This is a genomic window from Frankia sp. R82 (assembly GCF_023716925.1).
In the GTDB taxonomy this organism is placed as follows: domain Bacteria; phylum Actinomycetota; class Actinomycetes; order Frankiales; family Frankiaceae; genus Frankia.
Genome location: NZ_JAMQQG010000024.1, coordinates 1 through 26,833 on the forward strand (window position 1 = coordinate 1; position 26,833 = coordinate 26,833).

The following is a 26,833-nucleotide window of genomic DNA, read 5'->3' on the forward strand; positions in this document are numbered from 1 at the left end:
CCCGCGCGGTGCGTACCAGCCCCGGCACGCTCGCGCCCGGTGACGACGTGACCGTCGACAGCTCCGGCGGCTCCAGCGGCTCTGACGCCGCCGACGCCGCGCAGGCGGCGGACGGGCCGCAGCGGCCATCGCGTGGCCGTCGGACCTGGACGCGACGTTTCGGCCAGCACCTGGGCCGGCAGCACGGGGTCGAGCGGGTGGGCCGGCTGGCGGCGCTGGGGGTGGCAGGGGTGCTGCTGCTCTGCGTCGGTGCGCGACTGACCCACTTTGACGATCTGATCGGCTGGCCGTTCCCGGCGGTCAACGCGTTCACCCCGCTGCTGTGCCTGCCGGCCTATCCGCTGATCGGCTATGCGCTGGTGCGCCGTTCACGACTGCTCGCCGCGGGCATGGTCGCCACCGCCGCGCTGCACCTGACCTGGACGGTGCCCGAATTCGTCCGGGTCGGCCAGGGGCACCATCTGATACCGCGGGCCGCCGAAGTCCGGTTGATGACCGCCAACGTCAACGGCTGGAACACCGGGGTGGCCCGGATCGCGACACAGCTCGACCAGGAGAAGCCGGCCGTGCTGCTGCTCGAGGAGTACACCCCGCTGATCGCCGGGCAGCTGCGCGCCGTTCCCGCGCTGCGCGACTTTCGGTACTCCGTCCTGCGTCCGTCGTATGAGCCGTTCGGCTACGCGGTCTACTCCCGCTATCCGCTGACGACGGCGCCCGACCTGCACGCGGCCGGCTTTCCGTTCGGTCGGATGACCGTCACCCTCCCGTCCGGAAACCGCTTCGAGCTGGTCGTCGTGCACACCCGTTCACCGGTGGGCGGGGCCTACACCCGACGCTGGGCCGACCAGCTGGATGCCCTGCGCACCGAGGTTTCCCGCGCCGAGGCCGCCCGCACCGGGGGCGCCGGGGCACGCATTCCGCTGGTGCTGGCGGGCGATTTCAACGCGACCCGCGACCATCGGCCGTTCCGACGGTTGCTGGGTGCCGGGCTGCGCGACGCGCACGACGTGGCGGGGGCCGGCTGGTCACCCACCTGGAGCGCGACCGCCCGGTGGAAGGAAACCACCCGCATCGACCACATTCTGGTCTCTTCCGACGTCACCGTGGACCGCTACCACCGTGGTGCTCCGTTCGGCAGCGACCATCTTCCGATCTCAGCCGACCTGCAGCTGTGAGAACACCTGTGCGTATGGAGAGGCGAGCATGGACCAACGACTTCCCGCCCGCGACCGGCTCGAACTCGGCACGGTTTCGATGATGGGCTTCGGCCCGGTCCGAATGCCGTCCGTGGCGGCGGTGCGCCGCGTGGTCTGGAACCTGGCGGCACTCGACCCGGGCAACCGGCTGCTGCGCCGGGTGGATCTGGTGAACGGCCGGCTGCTCACCATTCCACCGAGCGCGCGGGAGCGGCATCTGCACGAGGTGATCCGCGAGTTCGACGACGATCCCGCGACGATCGGCGATCCGACGCAGGACGCGGGCCCGATCGGCGCCTGGATGGCCGCGCGGTACGCCGAAGGTCTCGGGCAGCTGCCGTTCCGGTTCTGGGTGGGCCGGAAGTACTCGATGCTCGAGATGTCGCACGCGGTCGGCGACGCCACGCTTTTCATGACCACCTGGACGAGCCTGCTGCAGCATGCGCAGGACGAGCAGCTGCCGTCGGAGCTGATCGAGACCTCGGTGCGCTACCCGCTGCTGCGCGCCCTGTGGAGGACCTTCGGGACCGGCCTCGGCCCGTCCCGCGACCTGGTCACCCAGTACCGCGCCTCCCGCCGAGCCCGCGAGGCCACCCCACCCCCGTCGCCCGCCTTCTCGCCCCCGACCACGTCCCCGGCCCCGGCCCCGGCCGGCGGCGCGATCCCGGCGCAGGGCGTCTCCACGGCCCGGGGTGAATCTGCTTCCCGGCTGGTCAGTGTCTGCGCGACGTCGGATGCCGAGCTGACCGCGCGGGTGCGGCAGTGGCGGGAACGGCATGCGCCGGCGGCGTCCGCGAACGGGGTGCTCTACGCGGCGGCGGTCGTCGCACTGGAATGTTCCCGGTTGCCGCGTCGCCAGCCCGGACTCACCGTGCTTTTCGATGCCCGCCGGTATCTGACGGGCGGCAACGCCATTGTCGGGAACTTTGTGGGATGCGTCGGTATCACCCCCGAGGACCCGACCTCGCCGGATTCAATCACCACGGAGGTGCGCCGGGTCATCGGCTGCGGTCGCCCGCTGGTGTCCATCGGCGCCGCGCTGGTCGCCCAGGCCATCCCGATCCCGCGGCGGCCGGGGTCCTCGCAGCCGTCGAACGGCACCCGGCCCAGCCCCGAGCTGACCGTCACCTCATTGGGCATGCTGCCGCTGCTGCCCCACGTCAAGGCGCTGGTCGCGCCGGAGCGGACGTGGCTGCAGGGCATGGTGACGACCGCCGGCTCCGACGCGCTCACCTGCTCGTTCACCACGGTCGCCGGTGCGATCAACGTCTCCATCAGCTTCGACGCCCACCGGTTCGACCCCGGCGCCGTCCAGGAGCTCGCCCGCACGCTGGCCGATGATCCGCTCGCGCTGCTGGACGCGCAGGCCGCCGCCAGCCGCGACACACTGACCCTGACAACCCACTGAACCCCACAACTCACCGACGGTGACCATTCAATCGGAAAGGCGGCCGGAGATGGCAGCGGTATCACCCGGGAAGACGGCGTACGCCGGGCCGCCGGTCGTCCAGGTGGGCGGTTTCTACCCGCCGCATCTCGGCGGGTTGGAGAACGTCATGCGCTCGATCGCCGAGGGCGTCGCCGCGTCGTCGGACGTCGAGGTGATCACCTCGGACTGCGGGGCGGCCGGGGTGCCCCGCCGGGAACAGGTCGGTCGGCTGCGCATCCGCCGGCTACGCGGGGTCGAGGTCGCCCACACGCCCCTGGCGCCCGGTTTCCTGCCGCGGATCCTCGCGATCTCCCGCCGGCACGTCGTCCACCTGCACATGGGCCACGCGCTGCTCCCGGAGATCGTGCTGCTCGCCGCCGCCGTCCGCCGCTTCCCCTATGTGGCGCACTTCCACATCGACGCCGACAGGTCCGGCCGGATGGGCATCCTGCTGCCGCTGTACAAGGCCCTGCTGCTGCGCCCCGCCATCCAGCGCGCCGCCTGCGTGATCGCCCTGTCCGACAGGGTCGCCGCAGACATGGCCCGCGAATACGCCATCCCGCTCGAACGTGTCCTCGTCATGAGCAACGGCGTCGCCCCCGAGTTCTTCGCCGCCCGCCCGGATCCCACACCCGAACCGCCCCAGGCGGCGGACCGCCCGCTGCGCCTGCTGTTCGTCGGACGGCTGACCCGGCAGAAGAACGTGCCGCGTCTGCTGGAAGCGCTGGGTTCGGTGAACGCCCCGGTGGAGCTGGTCGTCGTCGGCGACGGTGAGGACCGCGAGGCGCTCGAGGCCCAGGTCACCCAGCTCGGCCTGGGCAACGCCCGGCTCGTGGGCCCGAAGACCGGCGAGGAGCTCGCCCGCTGGCACCGCTGGGCCGACGTCTTCGTCCTGTCCTCCGACATCGAGGGCGGCCTCCCCCTGGTCGTGCTGGAGGCGATGGCCGGCGGCCTGCCCATCATCGCCACCGATGTCGCCGGCGTCAGCGACACCTTCGGCGACGCCGGCATCCTCGCCGCCCCGAACGCCCGCTCCCTGGCAACCGCGATCGACCGCATGGCCGCCGACCCGGACCTCCGCGCCAAGGCCAGCGCCCGCAACCGCGAACGCGCCGAATCCTTCTCCTGGACCCGGCGCATCACCGTCCTGCTCGACCTCTACCGCCAGGTCCACCCCGACCACCCGGACCAGCTCGACGTCGCCGCCCTGCGCCAGCTCCGCAAGGACGCCTGACCAGCTGCTCCGCCGATGACGGTTGGTACTTATTCGGCAGCCCCCGGCAGCTTGTTCTTCTTTGATGCAGCCAAAGAAATTTCCTGTCCGCCGACCGTGTGGACCGGACAGAAAAATCCCAGGATAACTGGGGGACTGTCCGCGTGATGTGGGACGGGCTGTCACGTGAGCGAACAACCGCCGATCAGTAGGCCCCTTCTCGGCGCAGCACGGCGAAGACCGTGCGCCACAGGATGTAGAAGTCCATGGGCAGCGACCAGTTCTGGACATAGCGCAGGTCAAGGGCCACGGACTCGTCCCATTCGAGGTCCGAGCGGCCGCTGATCTGCCACAGGCCGGTCAGGCCCGGCTTGACCATCAGGCGGCGGTGTACGTCGTCCTCGTACTGTTCGACCTCGCTGGGCAGTGGCGGGCGCGGGCCGACCAGTGACATCGTGCCGCCGGCGATGTTGAACAGCTGCGGCAGCTCGTCGAGGGACCATTTACGCAGGACCTTGCCGACCCGGGTGACCCGGGGGTCGTCGCGCATCTTGAACAGCAGGCCCTCGGCGCGTTCGTTGCTGTCGGCGAGCTCGGCCTTGCGGGCCTCCGCATCGATGTACATCGAGCGGAACTTGTACATGGTGAAGGGACGACCGTCCTGGCCGACCCGGGTCTGGCGGAAGATGGCCGGGCCGCGGCTGGTCAGCCGCACGGCGAGCGCAACGGACAGCAGAACCGGCGAGGCGAGCAGCAGCACGGTGAGCGCGACGCTGCGGTCGAACAGGCCCTTGACCGCCCGGCGGGCTCCGGTGAGCTCGGGTTCCTCGATGTGCAGCAGTGGGAGACCCGCCACCGGGCGGATCGTGATGCGTGGGCCGGTCACGTCGGTCAGGGCCGAGGAGATCAGCACGTCGACGTCGCTGCCCTCCAACGTCCACAGCACCCGACGCAGCGTCTCGCCGTCCATCTGCGGGCAGATCGCCACCGTGGTCGCGTGGGTGGCGCTGATCGCGGTGTGCAGGGAGTCGGACGTGCCGACGATCGGGACGCCGAGCAGGTCGAAGCCGCTGCGGTCCGAGTAGTCGTGGCTGTGGCGGCCGGGCTGGCGGTCGAGCACGATGCCGACGACCGTCCAGCCGGCGGTCGGGTCGCGCCGCGCGAGCCGGACGAGCGACGCCGCCGCATCACCGGAGCCGACCACCAGCACCCGGTGCAGGCCGCGGCCGGCGCGGCGCATCCGGTGCAGGTAGCCGCGGGCCGCACAGCGGCCGAGCACGGTGAGCAGGATCGCCGCCGGGAACGCGATCAGGACATAGGCGCGGGCGAGCTCCGCCTTCGTCGCATAGGACAGCACCGCCACGAGGGCGGTGAAATGCGCCGCGGCGTTCAGGACCCGGCGGAACTCCTCCGAACCGTTGCCGAGGAACCGACTCTCGTAGGACCGGCCGAGGAACATCGCCAGCACCCAGGCGATCGGCAGCACGACCGACATCACCAGGTACGGCCGCACCGACACCGGCTTCAGATCGAACTCGACGAACCCGCCGAACCGCACCAGGTAGGCGACCGCCGCGGCGACGACGCAGGCGGATGCGTCCAGCCCGACGAGCAGCAGGCCGTACCGACGTTCCCAGGGCAACCGGGCCCGGTAACGCTCGAGTACGGCCCGGCTGTCCGCCTCGGCGGCGCCGTTCTGCGTGGCGGTGCTCTGCTCGGCGCCGTCCGACCGCGACCGTTCGCCGGCCGGACCGATGCCAGAATCCGGGCCTGGGTTCGGGTTCGGGTTCGGGTGTAAGTGTGGCGTGGGTGCGTGGATCCGCTGGGCAGGCACGAGCCGATCGGCCTCCACCTGTACGCCGGGGTCGTCCGTGCTCGTTGTATCGAGCTCGCTCCCCGACTGTGTCTGGAAAATACTGATCATCGCGTCCGTCACCTCCCAGACCCCCGATGACCGATCGACCGGGGCGGGACAGACGGGGGCTGCACGGACGATCTCATGGACCCACCGAGAGCCGAATACGACGAAAGCACATCTGCCGAGCCACATGACGATGCCCGACAGCAAACACGACAAAAGACGCCTTCACAGCCGAGCCCCCCGAACCCGACGAGATCACCAGCCGCGCGGGACGCAAATCCAGTCGGCTTGGTGCGTACCCGACCACCCTAGCGAACCGCTCATTCCCGATCTACCGAGGTAACAGTCATCGCACGTCAGTGTGATCTGCGTCGCAGGCGATCCGCCCTCGCGGTTGGCCTACGCGGTGAGGTAGCTGCGCAGCAGGCGTTCGCCCTCGTCGATGGCGGCCAGTTCGACGTACTCGTCGCGGGTGTGGGCGAGGTTGGGGTCGCCGGGGCCGTAGTTGAGGGCGGGGATGCCGAGTGCGGCGAAGCGGGCGACGTCCGTCCAGCCGTACTTGGCGACGGGGGTACGTCCGGTGGCGGCGATGAACGCGGCGGCGGGGGCGGCGGTCAGGCCGGGCGGGGCGCCACCGGACAGGTCGGTGACCTCGAGGTCGTAACCGGCCAGCACCTCGCGGACGTGGGCGACCGCGCCCTCGGGCGTGCGGTCGGGGGCGAAACGGAAGTTCACCGTGACGGCGCACGCGTCGGGGATGACGTTGCCGGCGACCCCGCCGTCGATGCGCACCGCGGACAGGCCCTCCCGGTAGGTGCAGCCGTCCAGGGTGACGCTGCGCGGCTCGTACGCGGCCAGGCGGCGCAGCAGGTCGCCGGCCTTGTGGATGGCGTTGTCGCCGAGCCAGGACCGGGCCGAGTGCGCGCGGCGGCCGGCCAGGCGGGCGATGACCCGCAGGGTGCCCTGACAGCCGGCCTCGACCTCGCCGGACGTCGGCTCCATCAGGATCGCGAGGTCACCGTCGAGCCAGTCGCGGTGCTTTTCGGCGAGGCGACGCAGCCCGTTGCGCGCCGCCTCGACCTCCTCGTGGTCGTAGCAGATCCAGGTGATGTCGTGGCGCAGCATGCCCGGCTCGGTCAGCGGCAGGGTCGCCGCCAGATGCAGGGCGATCGCCACCCCGGCCTTCATGTCGGACGTCCCACAGCCGTAGAGCCGACCGCCGTCCACCCGCGAGGGCAGGTTGTCGGCGATCGGCACCGTGTCGAGATGGCCGGCGAGCACGATCCGCGAGGCCAGACCGAGCGAGGTGCGGGCGACGACGGCATCGCCGTCCCGCTCGACGCGCAGCCCGCCGATCCGACCGAGGGCCGCCTGCACGGCGTCGGCGAGGGCCGCCTCGTCGCCGCTGACCGACGGCACGTCGACGAGGCGCCGGGTGAGTTCCCCGACCGGCGCGCGAAGGTCCAGATCCATGCCGCCGACCCTACGACCTGACGGCGTCCGGCCAGGGCGCCGACGGCCCGCCCGCCTGCGTCAGCCGCCGGCGACGCCGTGTTCGCGCAGGACGTCGTTGAGGGCCAGCTTGTCGTGGATCTCGCCCTCGTCGAGGGTGCGCAATACCAGGATGCAGGGCATCCCGAAGTCGCCAGCGGGGAACGAGCGGATACGGGTCGAACCCACCGCGACGGCGCGCTCGGGGATCTCGCCGCGCGGGTACTCCTCGCCGGTGGTCGCGTCGAACACGTGGGTGGACGCGGTCAGGATCGCCCCGGCGCCGAGCTTGGCCCCGCGGCGCACCCGGGCGCCGTCGACGACCATGCAGCGGCTACCGACGAAGGCGTCGTCCTCGACGACGACCGGAACGGCGTTCGGCGGTTCGAGCACACCGCCGAGGCCGACACCGCCGGACAGGTGCACCCGCTCACCGACCTGGGCGCAGGAGCCGACGGTCGCCCAGGTGTCGACCAGGGTGCCGGCGCCGACGAACCCGCCGATGTTGGTGTAGCTGGGCATCAGGATCGCACCGGGGGCGATGTGCGCGCCCCAGCGAACGATCGCTCCCGGGACCACCCGCACGCCGTCGAAGCGGGTCTTGAGTGGCATGCGGTCGTGGTAGTGAAAGTCGCCGGCGGACGACTCCACCATGTCCAGGACCTTGAACGACAGCAGGATGGCCCGCTTGGCCCGCTCGTCGACGACGATCGTGTCGTCGGCGGCGACCCGGGCGACACGGGCCTCGCCGGCGTCGATGGCGTCGATGGCGGCGACAACGCTCTTGCGCGCGTCCGCGTCGCTGGGGGTCAGCTCGCCGCGACGGTCCCACAGCTCGTCGATGACGGGATCGATCACGGAAGCGGCGCCCGAGGCGGCGCCGGCCGGCAGGTCAGCAGAGGAGTTGGAGGTGCTCACGGGCCTGACCTTACGAGGTTCCCGCCGCCCCGGACGGCGGGACCGTCGTAGACCACGCAGCTGCCGCCGGCCGCAGGCGGCAGGTCAGCGGATGTCGGGCTCGCCGTTCCACGGGCGAGGGGAACCATCGGCGTCGTCGCCTTGGCCGTCGTACCGGGGGTCCGCCTCACCCTGGTAGCCGGCGGGCCCACCGGGCACGCGGGGCGGCACCCGTCGTCCGGTGTACGCCCCGGGACGTCCCGGCTGGCCGCCGGAATGAATCGGGTAGCCGCCGGTGTGGGTGTCGGGCTCCGGGCGCGGCGGGTAGCCGGAGCGGTCGTCGTAACCGCCGCCGTATTCCGGCCGGGATGGCGGATAACCGCCCCCGCGCGGATCGGGGTAGCCGCTCCGGTCCCTGTCCCGTTCGCCGGGGAAGGCATCGCGCGGGTCGCGGTAGCCGCCGTCGGCGGGGGCGGGATAGCCGGCCGCGGCTGGCGGGTAGCCGTCCGCAGCCTGCGGGTAGCCGTCCGCAGCCTGCGGGTAGCCGCCGGGCTGCTCGGCGTACCGGTTCGGGGCGTCGGTATACCGATCCGGCGACTCGCCATACTGGTTCGGCGCCTCGACGTGACGGCCCGGCGGCTCGGCGTACCGGTTCGGTGGTGCCCCGTAACCGTCCCCGGCGTAACCGCCGGCGCCGTACCCGGCCGGCGGGCTCGTCGGCTGCGGGTTCGCCACTGGCGGGATCATGGCCATCCGCTCGGGCACGGTGGCGACCTGCGAATCCGGCGCGGTGAGGGCAACCCGGACGTGGTGCCGGCCCGCCTCGCCGTAGAACGTGCCGGGAGCGACCAGAACGCCGACGCCGGCCAGCGCGTCCAGGGTGGACCACGCGTCCTCGCCGCGGGTCGCCCACAGGTACAGACCGGCCTCGCTGTGGTCGATGGTGAACCCGGCCACCGACAGTGCCGCCGCGAGCACGGCCCGCCGGTTGGCATACCGGGCCCGCTGGTCGGCGACGTGCAGGTCATCCGCGTAGGCGGCGGCCATCGCCGCCTGCACCGGGGTCGGCATCATGAACCCGGCGTGCTTGCGCACCCCCAGCAGACCCTCGACGAGCACCGGATCCCCGGTGACGAAACCGGCCCGGTAGCCCGCCAGATTCGATCGCTTCGACAGCGAGTGCACCGCGAGCAGGCCCTCGTGTGACCCACCACACACATCCGGGTGCAGCACCGAGACCGGCCGGCTCTCCCAGCCGAGCTCGATGTAGCACTCGTCGCTGGCGACGATCACACCCCGCTCGCGGGCCCAGCCCACGACCGCACGCATCTCGTCGACCGTGAGCACCCGACCGGTCGGGTTGCCCGGCGAGTTCAGCCAGACGAGGGTCACCCCGTCCGCCGGACCCAGGACCGGCTCGCAGCGCGCCAGCAGCGCCCCGACCTCGTAGGTCGGGTACGCGGGCGTGGGCACCCACACCCGGTCGCCGGGCTCGAGCCCCAGCTGACCGGGCAGCTGGGCGACCAGCTCCTTGGTACCGAGCACGGGCAGGACTGCACCCGGATCGACGAGGACGCCGAGCCGGCGGGCCAGCCAGCCCGCCGCGGCCTCCCGCAGATCCGGGGTACCCGCCGTCTGCGGATAGCCCGGGGCGTCCGCGGCGCCGGCCAGCGCCTGTTGGACGACGGCCGGCGTTGCGTCCACCGGTGTCCCGACCGAGAGATCAACCAGCCCGTAGGGGTGTGTGCGGGCCTTCTCCTTGTAGGACGCGATCTGGTCCCAGGGGAAGTCGGGCAGCCGCACACGGGAACGAGCCGGTGATCTCAGGACCCCCGAGGTGTTGCCCGACCTCCCAGGGCCGCTCAGGACTCACCCTGGGGAGCCAGCGCGGCGACGGCCGGCGGGTCGAAGTCCAACGCGCCGACCTTCGAGGCGCCACCGGGCGACCCGAGCTCCTCGAAGAAGTTCGCGTTGGTGTCGGTGAACCCCTTCCACTGATCGGGGACGTCGTCCTCGTAGTAGATGGCCTCGACCGGGCAGACGGGCTCACATGCTCCGCAGTCGACGCACTCGTCGGGCTGGATGTAGAGCATCCGCCCGCCCTCGTAGATGCAGTCGACCGGGCACTCTTCGATGCAAGCCCTGTCCTTGACATCGACACAGGGCTCCGCGATGACGTAGGTCACCGGATGTTCCTCCTCGGGCTCACGGGCGACTGAGTCCCTAGTATCGACATGGACGGTTCCATGTCGACAGCAAGGGCGTGCGCTGGTGGTGTATGTCGTCCGCATCACTCGGGCCGACATCGGCGCGCGAGTCATGATCCGGCGGCGCATCCCCGGGCCAATACCTCTCAGTGATGTCCTGGGAACGCTTCGGTCATGGTCGTCGCGCGTACTGACGGTCGAAACGGCGGAAGGTGCTGCTGTTCAGATTACCGAGGATGACCTCGTCGCGGCACGCGTTGTCCCCGCCAGACCCCCCGCGCGGCGTTCACGGGACGTAGCCGGAACACCTGACGACGGGCCTGGCAGCGATACCCGGACGAACACGGACCTACCAGATTCTGGCACCATCGTTCGAACCCGGTCAGTCGCAGGCGCGACACTTTCGTCCATGACACACGCGACCACGGATGCCGGGCCGGGGAGCTCCGAGCCCGGCCACGACCAGGGGGCGCAGGGCAGGTGAGCAGCCGCAGTCACAGCCGGGACAGGTTCGCCGAGGTCGTCCGCCGGGAACCGATCGATCTGGCCGTGGCCTGCCACCTGCTCGCCGTCGAGGCGGACATCGAGTCCGGCCGCACCGCCCGACCCGCCGGTCCCGCCGGTCCGGCTGATCCGGCTGATCCCGCCCGTCACACCGCCGCCACAAATCCGACAGATCGCGCCAATCACGCAAATTTTGCCAATCTGGCAGATTCGGCCGGCCCGGCCGATCCGGTCGACCCGTCAGCCACCCTGGCGGCGCTGAACATGCTCGCCGCCCGGGCCCGTCCGTTGTTCGCCGCCCGGGCCACCCCGGCCCGCCCCTTTCCCCGCGTCGAGCACGGCAGAACCGCCGGGGCGGGGCCGGGCGGCGGATTCGGGTGGCTCGAGCCGCGGATCGCCGCCGAGGCGTTACACGAGGCGCTCGGGCTGGACGCCGGGTTCGCCGGCTCCGCGGACGACTATGACGATCTGCGCTCCTCGCTGCTGCCCGACGTGCTGCGCCGCCGCCGCGGGCTGCCGATCCTGCTGTCGGTGATCTGGGTGGAGGTGGCACGCCGGCTCGGCGTCACCGCCTACCCGGTGGGCCTGCCCAGCCATGTCGTCGTCGCGGTCGGCTCGCCGCAGGACTTCGTCCTCGTCGACCCGTTCGATGCCGGCCGGCTGATGACCATTCACGATGCGGCCGCGAAGGTCCGCGCGGCCGGCGCGGCGTTCAACCGGGCCCACCTCGCGCCGATGGACACCGCCGACGTCCTGTCCCGCATCCTCGGCAACATCCGCGTGCTGGCCGCCCGTACCGACGCCCCGCGCACCCGACTGTGGGCGGTCGAGCTGTCGCTGCTGCTCCCCCACCATCCAGCCAGCCTGCGTCGCGAGCGCGGCGAACTGCGCATTCGGCTCGGTGACTTCCTCGGCGGTGCGCAGGACCTCACGTCCTTCGCCGACACCGTCGCCACCGTGGAGCCAACCGCCGCCGCCGCCGCCCGCCAGGCCGCCGTCACCGCCCGCGCCCGACTGAACTAGCCGGCCGCGGGCCCGCTCGGCGGCACACCCGGACGGCACGCACCGATCCGGCTCGTCCGGATGGACACTCCCGTCGCGAGGCGCCCGACCGCCCCGCCACACTCACCCGCGTCCAGGGGCGCCCGGACGGCGGACCGGCCAGGCCGATCCAAGCCGGGCCGGGCCGGGGGTGTCATCGGCGCGGGGGCAGCGCGGTCAGCCCACGCCGCGCCCGGCCAAGAACCGTCACCACCACCGGGCTCAGCCCCCCCAGCAGCAGGAACGCGTACGCGTTGCCGCTGGAGGTCAGCATCAGATCCCCCTCCGGCCGGGTACTCGCCAGCAGCAGCACCACCGGCGTCCATCCGATCAGGACGGTCATCGGCCCCAACCGCGTCCCCGTCAACCAGCGCAGCAGCAGCGCCGCGGCGCTGTTCCCGAACAGCGCCAGGCCCAGCCCGTACGACAGCAGCACGTCCCCCGGGCGCGGGCCGTCCGCCAGGAAGACCACCCCGTACAGACCGAGCCCGATCCCAAGCACAACGCCCAGCGCGTACGCACCGCCGAGAAAGACCCGCCCGGGCTCCGTCTCTTCCACTCCCACTCCCACCCGCACGCCGGCACCCGCCGAGCCGGTGGGCGCCGCCGAGCCGGTGGGGCTTGTGTCCCGGGCGGAGTGTCCCGCGGAACCCGCCGGGCCGCCCGCTGACGACGTCGGCCGCGATGACGTCGACCGCGATGACGTCGGCCGCGAACGCGTGGACCGCGGCGGCGTAGGACGAGGACCGGAACTGCGGCTGGGCATGTGTCGACAGTAGGACATGCCAGGTCCCACCTGACATCCGTCGAACACCCACGGGCCGACGGGACGGGCGCAACGCGACGTTCGGATCAGGCCGTCACGAGTTCCCGGGGCACCACGACGACGTCGACGAGCGCCCCGCGCCGCCACACGGTGAGCTCCACCGGCCGCCCGATCGTCTCCTGCGACAGCAGTCGCTGCAGATCGCCAGGCGTGACGACCGGGGTACCCGCCAGCGACAACACAAGATCACCTGTGAACAGACCCGCCACCCCCGCCGCGCTCCCCACGACCACTTCGGCGAGGCGCACCCCGAACTGCTGTCCGGTGAGCCGGACCACCGCCGGCGGCAGCGCAACCCGCATCCCGGCCACCCCGAGATAGGCACGCCGCACCCGACCATCCCGCATCAGCGCCGCAAGGATCGCCCGGGTCGTCGCGTTCACCGGGACGGCAAGCCCCAACCCGATCCCGGCCACGGCCGTGTTCACCCCGACCACCCGACCATCCGCCGTGGCCAGCGCCCCACCGGAGTTACCGGGGTTGAGCGCCGCATCCGTCTGGATCACCTCGTCCACCACCCGCGCCGCCAGGCCCGACCGTGTGGGCAGCGACCGTCCAAGCGCACTGACCACCCCCGCCGTCACACTCCCGGTAAGTCCGAGCGGATTGCCCACCGCGACCACCAGCTGCCCGACCTGCAGGCTCGCCGCATCCCCAAGGACGGCTGCCGGCGGCGTACCCCCCCGTGCCCGCAGCACCGCCAGATCGGACAGCGGATCGGCGCCGACCACGTCGAACTCCCGTTCCGTCCCGTCGGCAAACTGCGCAATCCCGACCGCGGACCCCGACGACCCACCGCCGCGCCCCGGCACGCTGGGCGCCGGCGTGCTGTGCCCCTCAACGACATGCGCCGAGGTGAGCAGAAACCCGTCGTCGGTGAACACCACCGCCGACCCCGCCCCCACACCACGCCTGGTCCGCACCCGCAGACTCGCGACCGACGGCGTCAGCGCCGCAGCCACCCTGGTCACCACCGCCGAGTACGCGTCCAACGGCTCCACACCCCGCCCACCGTCGCCGCGTCGGTCGTCGTTGCGTCCGTCGTCGTTGCGTCCGTCGTCGTTGCGTCGGTCGTCGCGCGCGCCGTCGTATCTGCGGTCGCCGCGTCCGCCCTCGTTGCGCCTGCTGCCGAACATCCGACCTCCCGGGCCAGACACCCCTGATTTGCAGGGATTACAGCATTACAGACGCCTCTCGGCCCGCGGGGATTCCCCGCACTCCCCGATCGGGCACCCAGATGGTGGCCGTCCGCGCCAACAGCACAAGACGACACACGCTCAGCAACACATCAGGCACACCATGGCGTCGCATCGCGCTCCGCATGCAGCCTTCGAGGTCGCAACCCTTCACGATCAGCGTAGGTGGCACCCAAGCCCTCGACGTCACAGCACAAGGTTCGCGAGCAGGGGTCCCATCCACCGGGCGGCGCAGAAGATCACCCCGGACGACCGCGTCGCCGAGCAACCCGCGCCTCGGCAGGACGCGATCACGCCCTTGTCCACGGCCCGACGGGGGTGCCAGGACGGTTACGGACGTCCGCCCGCGGCGCCGGAAGTCGAGCCTGGACCTCAGATCACGACCCGAAACAGCAGGACAGCACTTCGTCCTGCGCTCCACCAGCAACCGCCTCACCTGGACGCGGGTGTCCCGGGAGGCGGCAGATCACCTGATCAGAGGTTGAGGCCGGCGAGGAGGTCCTGCTCACGACCGTCCGAACCGGTGCCGGGGCCGCGCTGGCCGGCGGCGAGGACGAAGTACTCGGTGCCCCAGGCGTGCTGGCCGATGCCGTCGGCGAGGGCGAAGAAGAAACCGTCGACGGCCATCTGGGTGCGATGGGAGCGCATCGCGTCGATCTTGGCCTCGAGGAAGCGGCCGGGGGCGGTGATCTCGGCGGTGACGGCGTCGTCCTCGACGAAACGGACGGGGAGCTCCTCCACGGAGGTGAGGCCGGCGTAGGGGTTGCCGGGCGTGTCCACGTTACGGAAGTGCTCGAAGCCGGCGACCGCTTGGGAGCGGGGCATGGCGGTCTCGTAGCGTTTGGCGGGCTGCCAGGGTGCGCCGGCGCCGGGGGCGAAGGAGGAGTCGGCGGCGTCGGTGAAGGCGCGGGCGGTGAGCTGGTGGGCGCGGATGTGATCGGGATGGCCGTAGCCGCCGAACGAGTCGTAGCTGACGAGCACGTGCGGACGGACGTCACGCACGATGCGGACCAGCTCCGCGGTGGCCTCGTCGAGGTCGGCCTGCCACAGGCTGCGGGGATGGTCGTTCGGGGGGGTGCCCATCATGCCGCTGTCGCGGAAACGGCCGGGGCCGCCGAGGAAGCGGTGGTCGGTGACGCCGAGCGCGGCACAGGAACCGGCGAGCTCGCCGATGCGATAGCCACCGAGCTGGTCGCCGAGATCGGCGCGCAGGTGGACCAGCTCCGGCACCAGGACCTCGCCCTCCTCGCCGAGCGTGCAGGTCACCAACGTGACCGACGTATCCGGCGCGGCGGCGTAGGAGGCGATCGCAATACCGGTGGAGATGACCTCGTCATCCGGATGCGCGTGCACGAACATCAGCCGACGGGTGGCGCCGACGCCCGGGGTCGCCGGCGCATCCGAGGCCGCCGACACACCCGGGACCGCCGACACACCCGGAGAAGCCGACGCGGCATCACGCGGTCTGGTGGAGGACGGCGGTACGGCAGAAGACGTCACGGTTAGGACCCTACGACCCGCCTCCGACAGAACCACGCCGACGGTGGGCAGTCATCCGCGGCCGAGGACCGGCCCCACCCGGGCCGGCCCCCTGCCGCACCGCGGTGCGGTCAGCGGCGGCGGGAGCGCAGCTTCTCGCGCTCGCCGGCGGTGAGAGCGACCTTGCGCAGCCGGACGAAGCCGGGGGTGACCTCGACACACTCGTCCTCGCGGCAGAACTCCAGCGCCTGCTCGAGGGTGAGGACACGGTGCGGGGTGAGGCGCACCAGCTCGTCACCGGTGGACGAGCGCATGTTCGTGAGCTTCTTCTCCTTGGTGGGGTTGACGTCCATGTCGTCCGCCCGGGAGTTCTCGCCGACGATCATGCCCTCATAGACCTCGATCGTCGGGCCGACGAACATCGTGCCGCGCTCCTGCAGGTTGAACAGGGCGTAGGCGGTGGTGGGACCGCTGCGGTCGGCGACCATGGAGCCGGTGGCGCGGGTGCGCAGCTCACCGAACCACGGCTCGTAACCCTCGAAGACGTGGTGCAGCAGGCCGGTGCCGCGGGTCTCGGTGAGGAACTCGGTGCGGAACCCGATCAGCCCGCGGGCGGGGACCAGGTACTCCAGCCGGATCCAGCCGGTGCCGTGATTGATCATCTGCTCGACCCGGCCCTTGCGCAGGGCGAGCAGCTGGGTGAGGGTGCCGAGGAACTCCTCGGGGGCGTCGATGGTCAGGCGCTCGACCGGCTCGTGCACCTTCCCGTCGACCACCCGGGTGACGACCTGCGGCTTGCCGACGGTGAGCTCGAACTCCTCGCGGCGCATCAGCTCGACGAGCACGGCCAGCTGCAGCTCACCACGGCCCTGCACCTCCCAGGTGTCAGGACGCTCGGTCGGCAGCACGCGGATGGACACGTTGCCGACGAGCTCGGCGTCCAGGCGGTTCTTGACCAGACGGGCGGTGAGCTTCTTGCCGGACTTCCCGGCCAGCGGCGAGGTGTTGATGCCGATCGTCATGCTGATGGACGGCTCGTCCACGGTGATGACGGGCAGCGGACGGGGATCCTCGACGTCGGCCAGGGTCTCACCGATGGTGATGTCGGGAATGCCGGCGACGGCGATGATGTCGCCGGGCCCGGCCTCCTCCGCCGGGACCCGCTCGAGCGCCCGGGTGATCAGCATCTCGCTGATCTTCACTCGCTGCTGGGTGCCGTCGGCACGGCACAGCATGGCCTGCTGGCCGCGGCGGATCGTCCCGTTGTGTACCCGGCACAGCGCGAGGCGGCCCAGGTACGGGGACGCGTCGAGGTTGGTGACCAGCGCCTGCAGCGGTGCGTCCGGATCGAACGACGGCGCCGGGACGGTGTCGAGCAGCACGTCGAACAGCGGCTTGAGGTCGGGTGAGTCGGGGCTCGCACCGTCTTCGGGACGGGTCGTCGAGGCCCGGCCGGCCTTGGCGTTGCAGTAGACGATCGGGAAGTCGATCTGCTCCTCGTCGGCGTCGAGGTCGAGGAAGAGCTCGTAGGTCTCGTCGACGACCTCGGCGATCCGGGCGTCCGAGCGGTCGACCTTGTTGATGACCAGGACGACCGGCAGTCGCTTGGCAAGCGCCTTGCGCAGCACGAAGCGGGTCTGCGGCAGTGGGCCTTCGCTTGCGTCCACCAGCAGGACGACCCCGTCGACCATGGACAGGCCGCGCTCGACCTCACCACCGAAGTCGGCGTGGCCGGGGGTGTCGATGATGTTGACGGTGATGTCGCCGTAGCGGACCGCGGTGTTCTTCGCGAGAATGGTGATGCCCTTCTCGCGCTCCAGGTCCATCGAGTCCATCACCCGATCGGTGAGCTCGGCATGCTCGCCAAAGGCGCCGGACTGACGCAGCATGGCATCGACGAGCGTGGTTTTGCCGTGGTCAACATGGGCGATGATGGCCACGTTACGAAGATCGGCACGTGTGGACACGGTGGGACGCTCCGGGGCGGACATGGGGCTCTCAACCCCGCAACAGAAGGACGGCGGCGCGCACGCAGGGCGACACCACATGGGACGGCCCGGCGCACACACTCCCGCACTCGGGTGGCGGCGACAGCCGTACCACTCCCCATGGTACGGACCCGGGCGCCCATCCATGTCCACCCCACCACCGACCACCCACACCTGCCACCGCACGCCCACCATCCGTACACCGGACGGCCACCTCACCCCTGCCATCCACCCGCCGAACGCGCGCCTGCCCACCGACAAGTCCCGCCACCAACCCGGCCAACCCGCACCGTCCCGGCCAACCCGGCCAACCCCACCGTCCCGGCCAACCCGCACCGGCGATCCTGGCCCGTCGAGACGCAGGCCTACCATCACGTTCCGCGCAGACATGCCGGAGAGTGACCGTCCCAGGGGCCGGTGGACGTTCCACCAGCACACCCCCGCCCCCATCCACCCCCGACACCCACCAACCGGCACCCTCCGTGCCACCCACACCACTTCCTGCAACGAAACCGGCTCGGTCACGGATGACCGAAAGCCATGATCCGTTCCTGCCGAGGCTTGGTGAAGGATCTGCGGGCCGGAACCTTCACTCCGCCTCGGCAGGAATCCGTGACTTGGCGTACTGGTCGCCGGCCACGGCGGACACGGCGGGACGGAAGCACAGAAGGGGCGGAAGCACGGAAGCACGGACGGGACGGACCGGACGGACCGGACGGACCGGACGGACCGGACGGCTGACCGGGCGAGGGAGGAGCCACACGGGTCACAGCCGGGGGGCGTGTCCGATTTGCCCCCACGGCAACCCGCGAGGGCGAATCTTTCTTCGCGGCAGACCGCGTGGAGTAGCAGACGACAGGCCTCGGGAGGTGGACGGTCAGCGAGCAGGCGGCCAGGTGGGCAGCAGTCCAGGGGTGGTGAGGACCTCGCGCAGGCGCTCGACCAGGGGACCGTCCGCGGGCATCCAGGGGACGTCGTCGAGTTCGGCGGCGCTCAGCCAGCGCAGCGCGTCATGGGCCACCAGCCGCGGTTGCCCCTGCGTGATCCGGCCGAACCAGACCCGCAGCACCCACCCGGGACTGGCCAGGCCCACCTCACCCAGGGACGGCCCGATCTCGATCCCGACATCGAGCTCCTCGCGACACTCCCGGGCCAGCGCCTCGTGCTCGCTCTCCCCCGGTTCCACCTTGCCGCCCGGGAACTCCCACATTCCCGCATAGGCCGACGGTTCCTGACGCCGCGCGGCCAGCACCCGCGGCCCAGGGCCGGACCCCACGCCGACGGGGTGGGGGGCCGCGGGGTGGGGTTCGACATCGAGCAGCGCGACGGCGACGACCAGGCGTCCCATCGCCGGCGGGTGGGGGGCGCAGGCACCCGGACCGCGCGCATCCACATTCATGCTGCCGGACTCTCCCAGACTCCCACCGATTTCGGGCGCAGTCCCCACGGTTGGAGGCCCCCGAGGTACGCAGACCACCGGGAATCACAGCCTTCGGCGGTTCGACGCGGTACGGCCGGGGGAACCCCTCCGAAACCGATCATCGGATGCGCTCGCCGCACCGGCGGGCCCGAGCGCGCGGTCCGTCGGCCGGATCGCGCCGCCGGGCGGACGGTGCGGCACCCCGCCGGACCACTATCAACGTGTTCGACTGGGCACACCCTGACGTCATTCCCCGTCGACGGCCGTTCGGACCGCCGGCCCCCCTGCCAGGAGGATAATGATGCCGACAAAGCCAACCAAACTGGACGACTCCGAGGTTGCCGCCGCATTGTCGGCCCTGCCCGGCTGGCTCGGTGATGCCGACCGGATCCAGCTCGAGATCCTCGTCGACAGTGACGAGGCCGACGCGATCAGCGCCGAGGTGCTGCGCGCCGCCGACGAGCTGGACCACCACCCGGTGATCGACCGAGGCCCCGGCACGGTGACCTTCACCGTCTGGACCCACTCGGTCGGCGGCGTCACCGATCTCGACATCACCCTTGCCCGCCGCATCTCCCACCTGCTCAGCTCCGCCGGCATCGCCTACTGACCGCCGGCGGCGGACGGCTCGTGGCCACGGCCGCAGCCACGCCTGCGACCGTGCGCCGATGGGTCACCAGGCCGATGGTCACCAGATGGTGGCCGGCATGCGGAAGGTGCCGTCCCGCTCCGGCGGGAACGGCACCACCACCGCTACAGCCCCGGCATCGATCGGGCCGTAAAGGTGCGGAAAACGGGTGTCGGCCGCCGCCGGCCCGGTTCGGGCAGCGACGGCCGCCGATGCCGGCGGCGCCGGCGGTTCCCAGCGCAACGGGGCGGTCAGTCGCCGTGGGTCGACCACGACGAGCAGCAGGTCGTCCCGCCCGCGGTAGTACCGGTTGGCGGTGGCGACCACCTGTGCCGGGGTGGAGAAGTGGATGAACCCCTCGGCCCCGAGGCTCGCCGGCCGGTAGGCCGCCGCCCCCATCGACCAGGCCGAACGTTCGACCAGATGGCAGATCACCTGCTCGTCCGGTGCCGGCTTCTCGTCGACTGTCACCTGCACCAGCCTCCTCACCGACTCCGCGCCCCTACCTGGCGTCGTACCCCGTGCGGACCCTGCGCCCAACGGGTCGACGGACCCACCGCGAACGGCGACAGCCGATCCCGCCGGGCTCCGACCAGCTGGGCCGCTGGCGGCTGGCGGTCACGCAGGTCCCATCCGCACCACTACCCCACGCCACGTCCGAGGCGGCACAGGGGAACTGGAGCGCCGTCACGGTGTTGCGGGTCGTCTGGCCGAGATGACGCCGGACGTGGTCAGACGTTGAAGCGAAACTCGACGACGTCGCCGTCGGCCATGACGTAGTCCTTGCCCTCCATGCGGACCTTGCCGGCGGCGCGGGCGGCGGCCATGGAGCCGGCGGCCATCAGGTCGCCGTAGGAGACGATCTCGGCCTTGATGAAGCCACGCTGGAAGTCGGTGTGGATGACGCCGGCGGCCTCGGGGGCGGTGGAACCGGCCGTGATCGTCCAGGCGCGGGCCTCCTTCGGCCCCGCCGTGAGGTAGGTCTGCAGGCCGAGGGTGTGGAAGCCGATCCGGGCGAGCTGGGCAAGGCCGCTCTCGCTCTGGCCGAGGGACTCCAGCAGCTCGGCGGCGTCGGCGTCGTCCAGTTCGGCGAGCTCGGACTCGACCTTGGCGCACAGCACGATCGCGTCGGCCGGGGCGACCGAGTCCACGAGTTCCTTGTGTCGACCCGGGTCGGCGAGGACGTCCTCGTCGACGTTGAACACGTACAGGAACGGTTTGGCCGTCAGCAGGAACAGTTCCCGTAGCACCTCACGGTCGATCGACGGCTCGGACGACAGCGTCCGCCCGGCGTCGAGCACCTCACGGGCGGCCTTCACCGCGGCGAGCAGGGGCTGCTTGGACCTGTCCGCGCGGGCTTCCTTCTCGAGCTTGGGCAGCCGCGCGTCGAGGGTCTGCAGATCGGCGAGGATGAGCTCGGTGTTGATCGTCTCGATGTCACTGGGCGGGTCGACCCTGCCCTCGACGTGGACGACGTCGGGGTCGGAGAACACCCGCACGACCTGGCACACCGCATCGGACTCGCGGATGTTCGCCAGGAACCGGTTTCCCAGGCCCTGCCCCTCGGACGCGCCCCGCACGAGCCCGGCGATGTCGACGAAGCTCACCGTCGCCGCGACCACCCGGGCGCTGTCGTAGAGCTTGGCGAGCTCGTCCAGACGCGGGTCGGGGACGCCGACCACGCCGACGTTCGGCTCGATCGTCGCGAACGGATAGTTCGCGGCGAGCACCTCGTTGCGGGTCAGGGCGTTGAACAACGTGGACTTGCCGACGTTGGGCAACCCCACGATTCCGATCGACAGGCCCATGGCGGATCAGTCTACGGGCCGCGCCACCCCGGCCCGCCCGCCGGTCGGACCCCTGCCCGGACCACCGGAGACCGAACTGTCGGACGGGCGTGATTGCCTTGCGGTGTGGACACGACCAGCGCGCTGCTGACCCTCGTCGGGCTGGTGCTCGGTGCCGTCGGTGGCTTCCTCGCCGCCCGGGCGCTGGCCGATCCGCGCCATGCCGCGCTCGCCGCCGCGCACACCACGGTGCTGCGCGAGCGGGACGAGGCCCGCTCGGCGAACACGGCCGCACTGGAACGCGCCCAGCTCGCCGAGGCGGACGTGTCGGGTCTGCGCACGGCGCTGGAGTACGAGAAACGTTCGGCGGGCGAGCGGGTCGCCCTGGTCGAGCAGAGCCAGCAGCGGCTCGCCGAGAGCTTCCAGGCCCTGTCCGCCCAGGCACTGGCCGGGGCGAGTCAGCAGCTCGTCGAGCTCGCCACCGCCCGGTTCGACGAGGCCGGCGCCCGGGCCCGGGGCGATCTCGATGCCCGCCGTGCCGCGGTCGAGAGCATGGTCAGCCCGCTGGCCGACGCGCTCGGCCGGATGGAGGGGCGGCTACGCGAGCTGGAGACGGCCCGTACCGAGGCGTATGCGTCGCTGGTCGAACAGGTCCGCTTCGCCCGGGAGGCGTCGGAGCACCTGCGCACGCAGACGGCTGCGCTGGTCACCGTGCTGCGCCGGCCGCAGGCCCGGGGGGCGTGGGGGGAGATGCAGCTGCGCCGGGTCGCCGAGGTGGCCGGCATGCTCAACCGCTGCGACTTCACCGAGCAGCTGACCGTCCAGGGCGACGACGGGCCCCTGCGGCCCGACATGGTGGTGCACCTGGCCGGCGGACGCAACGTCGTCGTCGACGCGAAGGTGCCGCTGGCCGCGTTCCTCGATGCCGCGGAGAGCAGCGACGAGCAGTTCCGTGCCGGGCGGATGGCCGCACATGCCCGCCATCTGCGCGCCCACGTCGACGGGCTCGCCGCCAAGTCGTACTGGCGGGCACTGCCCTCCTCGCCGGAGTTCGTCGTGCTGTTCGTGCCGGCGGAGGCGTTCCTCGCCCCCGCCCTCGATCATGATCCGGGCCTGCTGGAGCACGCGGCCACCCGCAAGGTCATCATCGCCACGCCGACGACGCTGATCGCGATGCTGCGGACGATCGCCTACGCCTGGACGCAGGAGGCTCTCACCGCCCGCACCCGGGAGATCTTCGAGCTCGGCCGGGATCTCTACACCCGGCTCGGAACTCTCGGTGAACACCTCGACCGGCTCGGCCGCTCCCTGGGCCGGGCGGTCGGGGAGTTCAACGCCACCGTGGGCTCGCTGGAAAGCCGCGTGCTGACTCCCGCTCGCCGCCTGGCCGCCATGAACGTCGTCGAGGGCACGCTGCCCAGCCCCGATCCGGTGGCGACCGGGGTGCGCCCGTTGTCCGCCGCCGAGCTCCTGTCCGACGCACGCCGACCCGACAGCCCGCCGCCCGCCGATAACCAGCAGCTGGCGGATACCGGACGGGTGACAGAACCCGAAACGGAGGACATCAAGGGCAAACAACCAGAAAAGTCATCAGATTACGACGCAAAGCAGTGGTCTGAACACAGATAGCTCCGACACGCTCGTCGCGACCGTCGTCGGATCCATCGTCCTGACGCACAGGAAATCCACGGGCGGTACCTTGCGTTCGTGAGTGTGCCGCCACATCGGCAGTCAGCCAGGCCACCGGGCAGGTCCGGGCGTGCCGACCGGTTCGACGATCCGTATGTCCGCGGTTCGCGTGGCCGTTCGGGTGCACCGCCGCCCACGCTGGTCACGGGAAGCCGCCGCGGGCTGACCGCTCTCGGCACCGCACTGGTCGTTCTGGTCCTCGGCGGGATCGGCGCGGCGATCGACACCGCCGCCTTCGGCTCGTTGAAGTACGCCTTCGGCGTGCTGTTCATCGGCGCCTGCGTCCTGGCCGCCCTGCGCGTCCACACAGACGACCTGATCGGCGTCGTGATCATGCCGCCACTGGTGTTCGCGCTCATCACGATCGGCGTGGGCTACCTGCACCCGTCCACCGGCAACGGCAGTTCCGGGCTGCGGGACAAGGCCATCGACGTCGCCTCGGAGTTGATTCTGCACGCGCCGATCCTGCTGGCGGCTTTCCTCCTGGTCGTCCTGATCGCACTGTTTCGTGGCCGGCGAGCCCAGATCGCCCGGCGGGAACGTCTGCGCGCCTCCGCCGCACACCCCGGCGAACGCCGGGGCCGGCCCGCCCAGTGATGGCGGGGCGTCCGTCGGTGAGCTCGTCCTGGTGGGACCGGTGCCGCTGCGGTCACAGCCGGAGCGATCACCGGCACTACCGCAAAGGCAGCGACTGCGCCCGCTGCCCCTGCCCGGGCTTCACCCACCTGCGACCCAGAGACCAACCCGCAGACCGGTCCGCCCCACCCGACAAGGGCACCTCCCAGGGCACCCCGGGGACCCCCGGAGCCTGAAGCACCCGGTCACCCGCGGTTCAGCCGCAGTCTGGCTCGCGGCCAGGCCACAGGCCCGTACGCACAATTTCCACCCCACAGGTGCACGCCCGATGCCCTATTTCGATGACGCTGGTTAACCGGAAAAAGTCCAGATAAGTAAAAACAGTGCCCGGATGACGGGTACGCGGTGTCGGCCGGATGCTTGCTGCTGGCGCATCACTTGCCTTTGCAGCTGCGCGTGCTACATTCCATCCCCATCACACCATGGCCATCACGGATCCGCCCCTCGGACGCACTTCTGTGTCGTTCACCTGTGCCGCGTCCACGGCCGCGGCGCCCGCAGGGAGGTCTGCTTGTCGTTCGCACCGAGGACATCCACCGGGGCGATATCAGCCTTCCCGCGATGTCGCGGGACCAGCCCATGGTGACCGCCGGTCAGCACCCGCCCGGCCGCGGGCACCTGGTCCCGATTCTGCGGTACCGCTCCTTTGACCCGCACACCACTCGCGGCGCCCCGCGCCGTCCGATGCCGCTGGCCACCTTCGCCCGGCACTGTCAGCTGATCGCGGCATCCGGCCGGCAGACAATGAGCCTTTCGGGCCACATGAGCATGATCGGAAACGCCGCGGCGCCCCGCCGGCCGCTCGTCATCACGATTGACGACGGCGGCGGGATGACAATGACCGCGCTGCGTCTGCTGGTCGAGTTCGGGCTGACCGCAACCGTGTTCGTCACCAGTTCCCGAGTAGGAGATCCGGGCTATTTCCACCGGACAGACCTTCATCGCATCCGTGGTCTGGGAATCGAGATCGGCGGTTCCGGGCATACCGGCCGGCCACTCAACGAGCTGGCTCGCACCGATGTCATCACCGAGCTGACCCTTTCCCGGCGGCGGCTGGCCGGCGCGGTCGGCGACGAACCGCGCACCTTCGCCTATCCGGGTGGCGGGTACGACCTGTCCGTCCGGCAGCTGGTGATCTCCGCCGGCTACAGTTCGGCCTGTGCGGTGCGTGACGTGCTGTCCCACCCCAACGACGATCGGTTCGCCCTTGCCCGGCTGACCGTCGACGCCGCCACTCCCGACAGCCGGCTGGTGGCCTGGCTCGGTGGATTCGGGCACAGCGAGCCGCGCCATCCCGTGCTGGCCACCGACCGCCTGCTGCGCCTGCGCCGCATCGGTCGAGCCGTCGGCCCCTTCCGCCCCCGACTCGGCCGCACCATCCTTGGCTCTCCCGCCCGCGGCCTTGACGATCTCGACGATCTTGGTCTTGCGGAGGCTGCGGCTTCGGTCGATCCGGGGGCCACCGGCGCCCCCGCCGGTTCCGCGGAACCGGCGGAGTTGCAGACCGTCGGCGACCTGGACCGAGGTTGACCGTCGACGCAGCCATCCGACCGCGATGGATCACTGGTGGGCAGGAGACAGGTCCACGGCGTCACGGCGGGGATTCGTCCGTAGAGCAAGATCACCAAGTGGGCTGGTGACACCGAGCCAATACCGTTCGTTACGGTAATGGTGCATTCTGTGCCCGCGCCACAGGGCGCGGTAGTACCGCGAGCGCGGTGGGACGCGAGTGTGCAGCAGAAAATGCGTCCAGTCGTAGGCGAGGACGCCGGCCGCGGCGCACAGCATGCCGGTGGCCATCCAGACCGGGCCGAGGGCGGCCGGCACCACCGCAAGCGCGGTGCCGGTGATCACCTCGCGGGGGCGCAGGAACATCGTGTCCAGGTTCGTCGGATCCTGGTGGTGCTGCCCGTGGCCATATCCGGCGAGCTGGTAGCCGATCGCCCCGAACCGCGTCCCGGGGCTCGCGTGCAGCAGCAGGCGGTGCACACCCCATTCGACGAACGGCTGGGCCACCACCGCGCCCAGGACGACGGCGCCGTCACGCCCCGGCCGCCACGGCCCGCGGCTGGCCCGCAGCGCGGCCAGGGTGCCCACGCAACCGAGCAGGACCGGGGGCCGCGGATGACGCGCAAAACGCCCGAAGGCCGCCCGCAGCGTACGAATCTCGGCCGCGCTGCCATGCGGTCCCGGCCGATCAAGCCGATCGAACAGCCAGGCCTGCGGGGAAACCCGGCCCTGCGGCCCGCGATGCCGGGAGGCCAGCAGGCTCCGCACGGACTGCGGGCCAGGCGGCGGGGAGGTGGCCGGTGGCATCACGCGTTCGCCTCCCCCCGCTGGCGCTAGAACGGAACGGTGGAGTATGCCTGCAGCTTGGTGAGCTGGTGCTGGCTGTCCACCCGCCGGATGGTGCCCGACCGCGACCGCATGACCAGTGAGGACGTGCTGGCGCCACCTGGGCGGTACCGTACCCCGGCCAGCAGCTCGCCATCCGTGATTCCGGTGGCGACGAAGAAGACGTTGTCGCTGGCCACGAGGTCCCGGGTGGACAGCACCTGGGTCGGGTCCTGGCCGGCGTCGAGGACCTTCTGGCGCTCCGCGTCGTCCCGCGGCCACAGCCGGCCCTGGATCACACCACCGAGGCAGGTCACCGCGCAGGCGGTGATGATCCCCTCGGGCGTGCCGCCGATGCCGAGCAGCAGGTCGACGCCGGTGCCGGCGCTGGCGGCCATCACGGCGCCGGCCACGTCTCCGTCGGAGATCAGCTTGACCCGGGCGCCGGCCGCGCGGATCTCGGCGACCAGCTCGGCGTGCCGCGGCCGGTCCAGCACGACGACCGTGACGTCGCGGGGATGGATGGCCTTCGCCTTGGCGACGGCGCGCACGTTGTCCTCGACGGAGGCGGTGATGTCGACCACGTCGGCCGCCTCCGGGCCGGTGACCAGCTTCTCCATGTAGAAGCAGGCGGTCGCGTCGTACATCGAGCCACGCTCGCTGACGGCCATGACCGACACAGCGTTGTTCATGCCCTTGGCCGTCAGGGTCGTGCCGTCCACCGGGTCGACGGCGACGTCGCAGTCGGGGCCCTCGCCCGAGCCGACCTGCTCGCCGTTGAACAGCATCGGGGCTTCGTCCTTCTCCCCTTCGCCGATGACGACCACGCCGCGCATTGACACCGTGCCGACCAGCCGGCGCATCGCGTCGACCGCGGCACCGTCCGCCCCGTTCTTGTCGCCACGGCCGACCCAGCGCGCGGCGGCGAGCGCAGCGGCCTCGGTGACCCGGACGAGTTCGAGCGCGAGGTTGCGGTCCGGGGCCTGTCCCTCCACGGCCAGCGGGTCGGGA

At 71.3% G+C, this 26,833-nt stretch carries 22 protein-coding genes; 8 read left to right on the plus strand and 14 right to left on the minus strand.

What is annotated here, in order from left to right:
- The 3 genes from ND747_RS07170 to ND747_RS07180 form a co-directional block, all read left to right on the plus strand.
- On the plus strand, positions 1 to 1,175 hold a 1,175-nt coding region (locus ND747_RS07170; RefSeq protein ID WP_251732683.1), incomplete at its 5' end, for an endonuclease/exonuclease/phosphatase family protein.
- Between the two features lie 28 nt (positions 1,176 to 1,203).
- Positions 1,204 to 2,604, plus strand: a complete 1,401-nt coding sequence (locus ND747_RS07175) for a hypothetical protein (protein WP_251732684.1) — start codon at positions 1,204 to 1,206, stop codon at positions 2,602 to 2,604.
- Positions 2,605 to 2,653: 49 nt separating this feature from the next.
- Positions 2,654 to 3,859 (plus strand): glycosyltransferase family 4 protein, encoded by a 1,206-nt coding sequence (locus tag ND747_RS07180; protein WP_251732685.1) that lies wholly within the window; start codon positions 2,654 to 2,656, stop codon positions 3,857 to 3,859.
- A gap of 184 nt (positions 3,860 to 4,043) precedes the next feature.
- On the opposite strand, the gene ND747_RS07185 is transcribed toward ND747_RS07180, so the two are convergent.
- The 5 genes from ND747_RS07185 to fdxA all read right to left on the minus strand — a co-directional run bounded on the left by ND747_RS07185 (position 4,044) and on the right by fdxA (position 10,273).
- Positions 4,044 to 5,774 carry a sugar transferase gene (locus tag ND747_RS07185; protein WP_251732686.1) on the minus strand — a complete coding sequence of 577 codons (1,731 nt, stop codon included), beginning with the start codon at positions 5,772 to 5,774 and terminating at the stop codon, positions 4,044 to 4,046.
- A 324-nt stretch (positions 5,775 to 6,098) separates the two neighbouring features.
- Positions 6,099 to 7,172, minus strand: a complete 1,074-nt coding sequence (gene dapE, locus ND747_RS07190; protein ID WP_251732687.1) for a succinyl-diaminopimelate desuccinylase — start codon at positions 7,170 to 7,172, stop codon at positions 6,099 to 6,101.
- A 60-nt stretch (positions 7,173 to 7,232) separates the two neighbouring features.
- The gene (locus ND747_RS07195) at positions 7,233 to 8,108 is read right to left on the minus strand and encodes a 2,3,4,5-tetrahydropyridine-2,6-dicarboxylate N-succinyltransferase (RefSeq protein WP_374216170.1); all 876 of its coding nucleotides are present in this window, start codon (positions 8,106 to 8,108) and stop codon (positions 7,233 to 7,235) included.
- 84 nt (positions 8,109 to 8,192) lie between these two features.
- Positions 8,193 to 9,890, minus strand: coding sequence for a succinyldiaminopimelate transaminase (gene dapC, locus ND747_RS07200; RefSeq protein WP_251732688.1), 1,698 nt, complete (start codon positions 9,888 to 9,890; stop codon positions 8,193 to 8,195).
- Positions 9,891 to 9,949: 59 nt separating this feature from the next.
- The gene (gene fdxA / locus ND747_RS07205; protein WP_251732689.1) at positions 9,950 to 10,273 is read right to left on the minus strand and encodes a ferredoxin; all 324 of its coding nucleotides are present in this window, start codon (positions 10,271 to 10,273) and stop codon (positions 9,950 to 9,952) included.
- A gap of 501 nt (positions 10,274 to 10,774) precedes the next feature.
- On the opposite strand from fdxA, the gene ND747_RS07210 reads away from it, so the two are divergent.
- Complete coding sequence (locus tag ND747_RS07210) at positions 10,775 to 11,821, plus strand: transglutaminase-like domain-containing protein (RefSeq protein WP_251732690.1); 1,047 nt, start codon at positions 10,775 to 10,777, stop codon at positions 11,819 to 11,821.
- Between the two features lie 172 nt (positions 11,822 to 11,993).
- On the opposite strand, the gene ND747_RS07215 is transcribed toward ND747_RS07210, so the two are convergent.
- The 5 genes from ND747_RS07215 to ND747_RS07235 all read right to left on the minus strand — a co-directional run bounded on the left by ND747_RS07215 (position 11,994) and on the right by ND747_RS07235 (position 18,727).
- Positions 11,994 to 12,398 carry a DUF6113 family protein gene (locus ND747_RS07215; RefSeq protein WP_308204576.1) on the minus strand — a complete coding sequence of 135 codons (405 nt, stop codon included), beginning with the start codon at positions 12,396 to 12,398 and terminating at the stop codon, positions 11,994 to 11,996.
- A gap of 293 nt (positions 12,399 to 12,691) precedes the next feature.
- Positions 12,692 to 13,801: a S1C family serine protease gene (locus ND747_RS07220; RefSeq protein ID WP_251732691.1), complete on the minus strand. Its 1,110-nt coding sequence runs from the start codon at positions 13,799 to 13,801 to the stop codon at positions 12,692 to 12,694.
- Between the two features lie 534 nt (positions 13,802 to 14,335).
- On the minus strand, positions 14,336 to 15,220 hold the full coding sequence (gene mshB / locus ND747_RS07225) for an N-acetyl-1-D-myo-inositol-2-amino-2-deoxy-alpha-D-glucopyranoside deacetylase (protein ID WP_251732718.1): 885 nt from the start codon (positions 15,218 to 15,220) through the stop codon (positions 14,336 to 14,338).
- A gap of 251 nt (positions 15,221 to 15,471) precedes the next feature.
- Entirely contained in the window at positions 15,472 to 17,307 is a 1,836-nt protein-coding gene (gene typA, locus ND747_RS07230) for a translational GTPase TypA (protein ID WP_251732692.1), read from the minus strand.
- An 898-nt stretch (positions 17,308 to 18,205) separates the two neighbouring features.
- Positions 18,206 to 18,727, minus strand: coding sequence for a (deoxy)nucleoside triphosphate pyrophosphohydrolase (locus tag ND747_RS07235; RefSeq protein ID WP_251732693.1), 522 nt, complete (start codon positions 18,725 to 18,727; stop codon positions 18,206 to 18,208).
- 322 nt (positions 18,728 to 19,049) lie between these two features.
- Between ND747_RS07235 and ND747_RS07240 the strand changes: the two genes are divergently transcribed.
- Positions 19,050 to 19,358, plus strand: coding sequence for a 4a-hydroxytetrahydrobiopterin dehydratase (locus ND747_RS07240; protein ID WP_251732694.1), 309 nt, complete (start codon positions 19,050 to 19,052; stop codon positions 19,356 to 19,358).
- A gap of 78 nt (positions 19,359 to 19,436) precedes the next feature.
- Here the strand turns inward: ND747_RS07240 and ND747_RS07245 are convergent, their stop codons facing one another.
- Complete coding sequence (locus ND747_RS07245; RefSeq protein WP_251732719.1) at positions 19,437 to 19,811, minus strand: DUF952 domain-containing protein; 375 nt, start codon at positions 19,809 to 19,811, stop codon at positions 19,437 to 19,439.
- A gap of 296 nt (positions 19,812 to 20,107) precedes the next feature.
- Positions 20,108 to 21,184 carry a redox-regulated ATPase YchF gene (gene ychF, locus ND747_RS07250; protein WP_251732695.1) on the minus strand — a complete coding sequence of 359 codons (1,077 nt, stop codon included), beginning with the start codon at positions 21,182 to 21,184 and terminating at the stop codon, positions 20,108 to 20,110.
- A gap of 105 nt (positions 21,185 to 21,289) precedes the next feature.
- On the opposite strand from ychF, the gene rmuC reads away from it, so the two are divergent.
- The 3 genes from rmuC (at position 21,290) to ND747_RS07265 (ending at position 25,018) form a co-directional block, all read left to right on the plus strand.
- Positions 21,290 to 22,792 carry a DNA recombination protein RmuC gene (gene rmuC, locus ND747_RS07255; protein ID WP_251732696.1) on the plus strand — a complete coding sequence of 501 codons (1,503 nt, stop codon included), beginning with the start codon at positions 21,290 to 21,292 and terminating at the stop codon, positions 22,790 to 22,792.
- 78 nt (positions 22,793 to 22,870) lie between these two features.
- Positions 22,871 to 23,449: a DUF6542 domain-containing protein gene (locus tag ND747_RS07260; protein ID WP_374216171.1), complete on the plus strand. Its 579-nt coding sequence runs from the start codon at positions 22,871 to 22,873 to the stop codon at positions 23,447 to 23,449.
- Positions 23,450 to 24,067: 618 nt separating this feature from the next.
- On the plus strand, positions 24,068 to 25,018 hold the full coding sequence (locus tag ND747_RS07265) for a polysaccharide deacetylase family protein (RefSeq protein WP_251732697.1): 951 nt from the start codon (positions 24,068 to 24,070) through the stop codon (positions 25,016 to 25,018).
- 30 nt (positions 25,019 to 25,048) lie between these two features.
- On the opposite strand, the gene ND747_RS07270 is transcribed toward ND747_RS07265, so the two are convergent.
- The gene (locus ND747_RS07270; protein ID WP_374216172.1) at positions 25,049 to 25,804 is read right to left on the minus strand and encodes a sterol desaturase family protein; all 756 of its coding nucleotides are present in this window, start codon (positions 25,802 to 25,804) and stop codon (positions 25,049 to 25,051) included.
- Positions 25,805 to 25,830: 26 nt separating this feature from the next.
- Positions 25,831 to 26,817, minus strand: coding sequence for a class II fructose-bisphosphatase (gene glpX / locus ND747_RS07275; RefSeq protein ID WP_251732722.1), 987 nt, complete (start codon positions 26,815 to 26,817; stop codon positions 25,831 to 25,833).
- Positions 26,818 to 26,833: the final 16 nt, after the last annotated feature.

Bases quoted from the DNA above. Each gene is read 5' to 3' on its own strand.
- ND747_RS07175 (WP_251732684.1), top strand. From the start codon at position 1,204: ATGGACCAACGACTTCCCGCCCGCGACCGGCTCGAACTCGGCACGGTT.
- ND747_RS07180 (WP_251732685.1), top strand. From the start codon at position 2,654: ATGGCAGCGGTATCACCCGGGAAGACGGCGTACGCCGGGCCGCCGGTC.
- dapE (WP_251732687.1), bottom strand. From the start codon at position 7,172: ATGGATCTGGACCTTCGCGCGCCGGTCGGGGAACTCACCCGGCGCCTC.
- ND747_RS07220 (WP_251732691.1), bottom strand. From the start codon at position 13,801: ATGTTCGGCAGCAGGCGCAACGAGGGCGGACGCGGCGACCGCAGATAC.
- mshB (WP_251732718.1), bottom strand. From the start codon at position 15,220: ATGTTCGTGCACGCGCATCCGGATGACGAGGTCATCTCCACCGGTATT.
- ND747_RS07235 (WP_251732693.1), bottom strand. From the start codon at position 18,727: ATGAATGTGGATGCGCGCGGTCCGGGTGCCTGCGCCCCCCACCCGCCG.
- ND747_RS07240 (WP_251732694.1), top strand. From the start codon at position 19,050: ATGCCGACAAAGCCAACCAAACTGGACGACTCCGAGGTTGCCGCCGCA.
- ychF (WP_251732695.1), bottom strand. From the start codon at position 21,184: ATGGGCCTGTCGATCGGAATCGTGGGGTTGCCCAACGTCGGCAAGTCC.
- ND747_RS07265 (WP_251732697.1), top strand. From the start codon at position 24,068: ATGGTGACCGCCGGTCAGCACCCGCCCGGCCGCGGGCACCTGGTCCCG.
- ND747_RS07270 (WP_374216172.1), bottom strand. From the start codon at position 25,804: ATGCCACCGGCCACCTCCCCGCCGCCTGGCCCGCAGTCCGTGCGGAGC.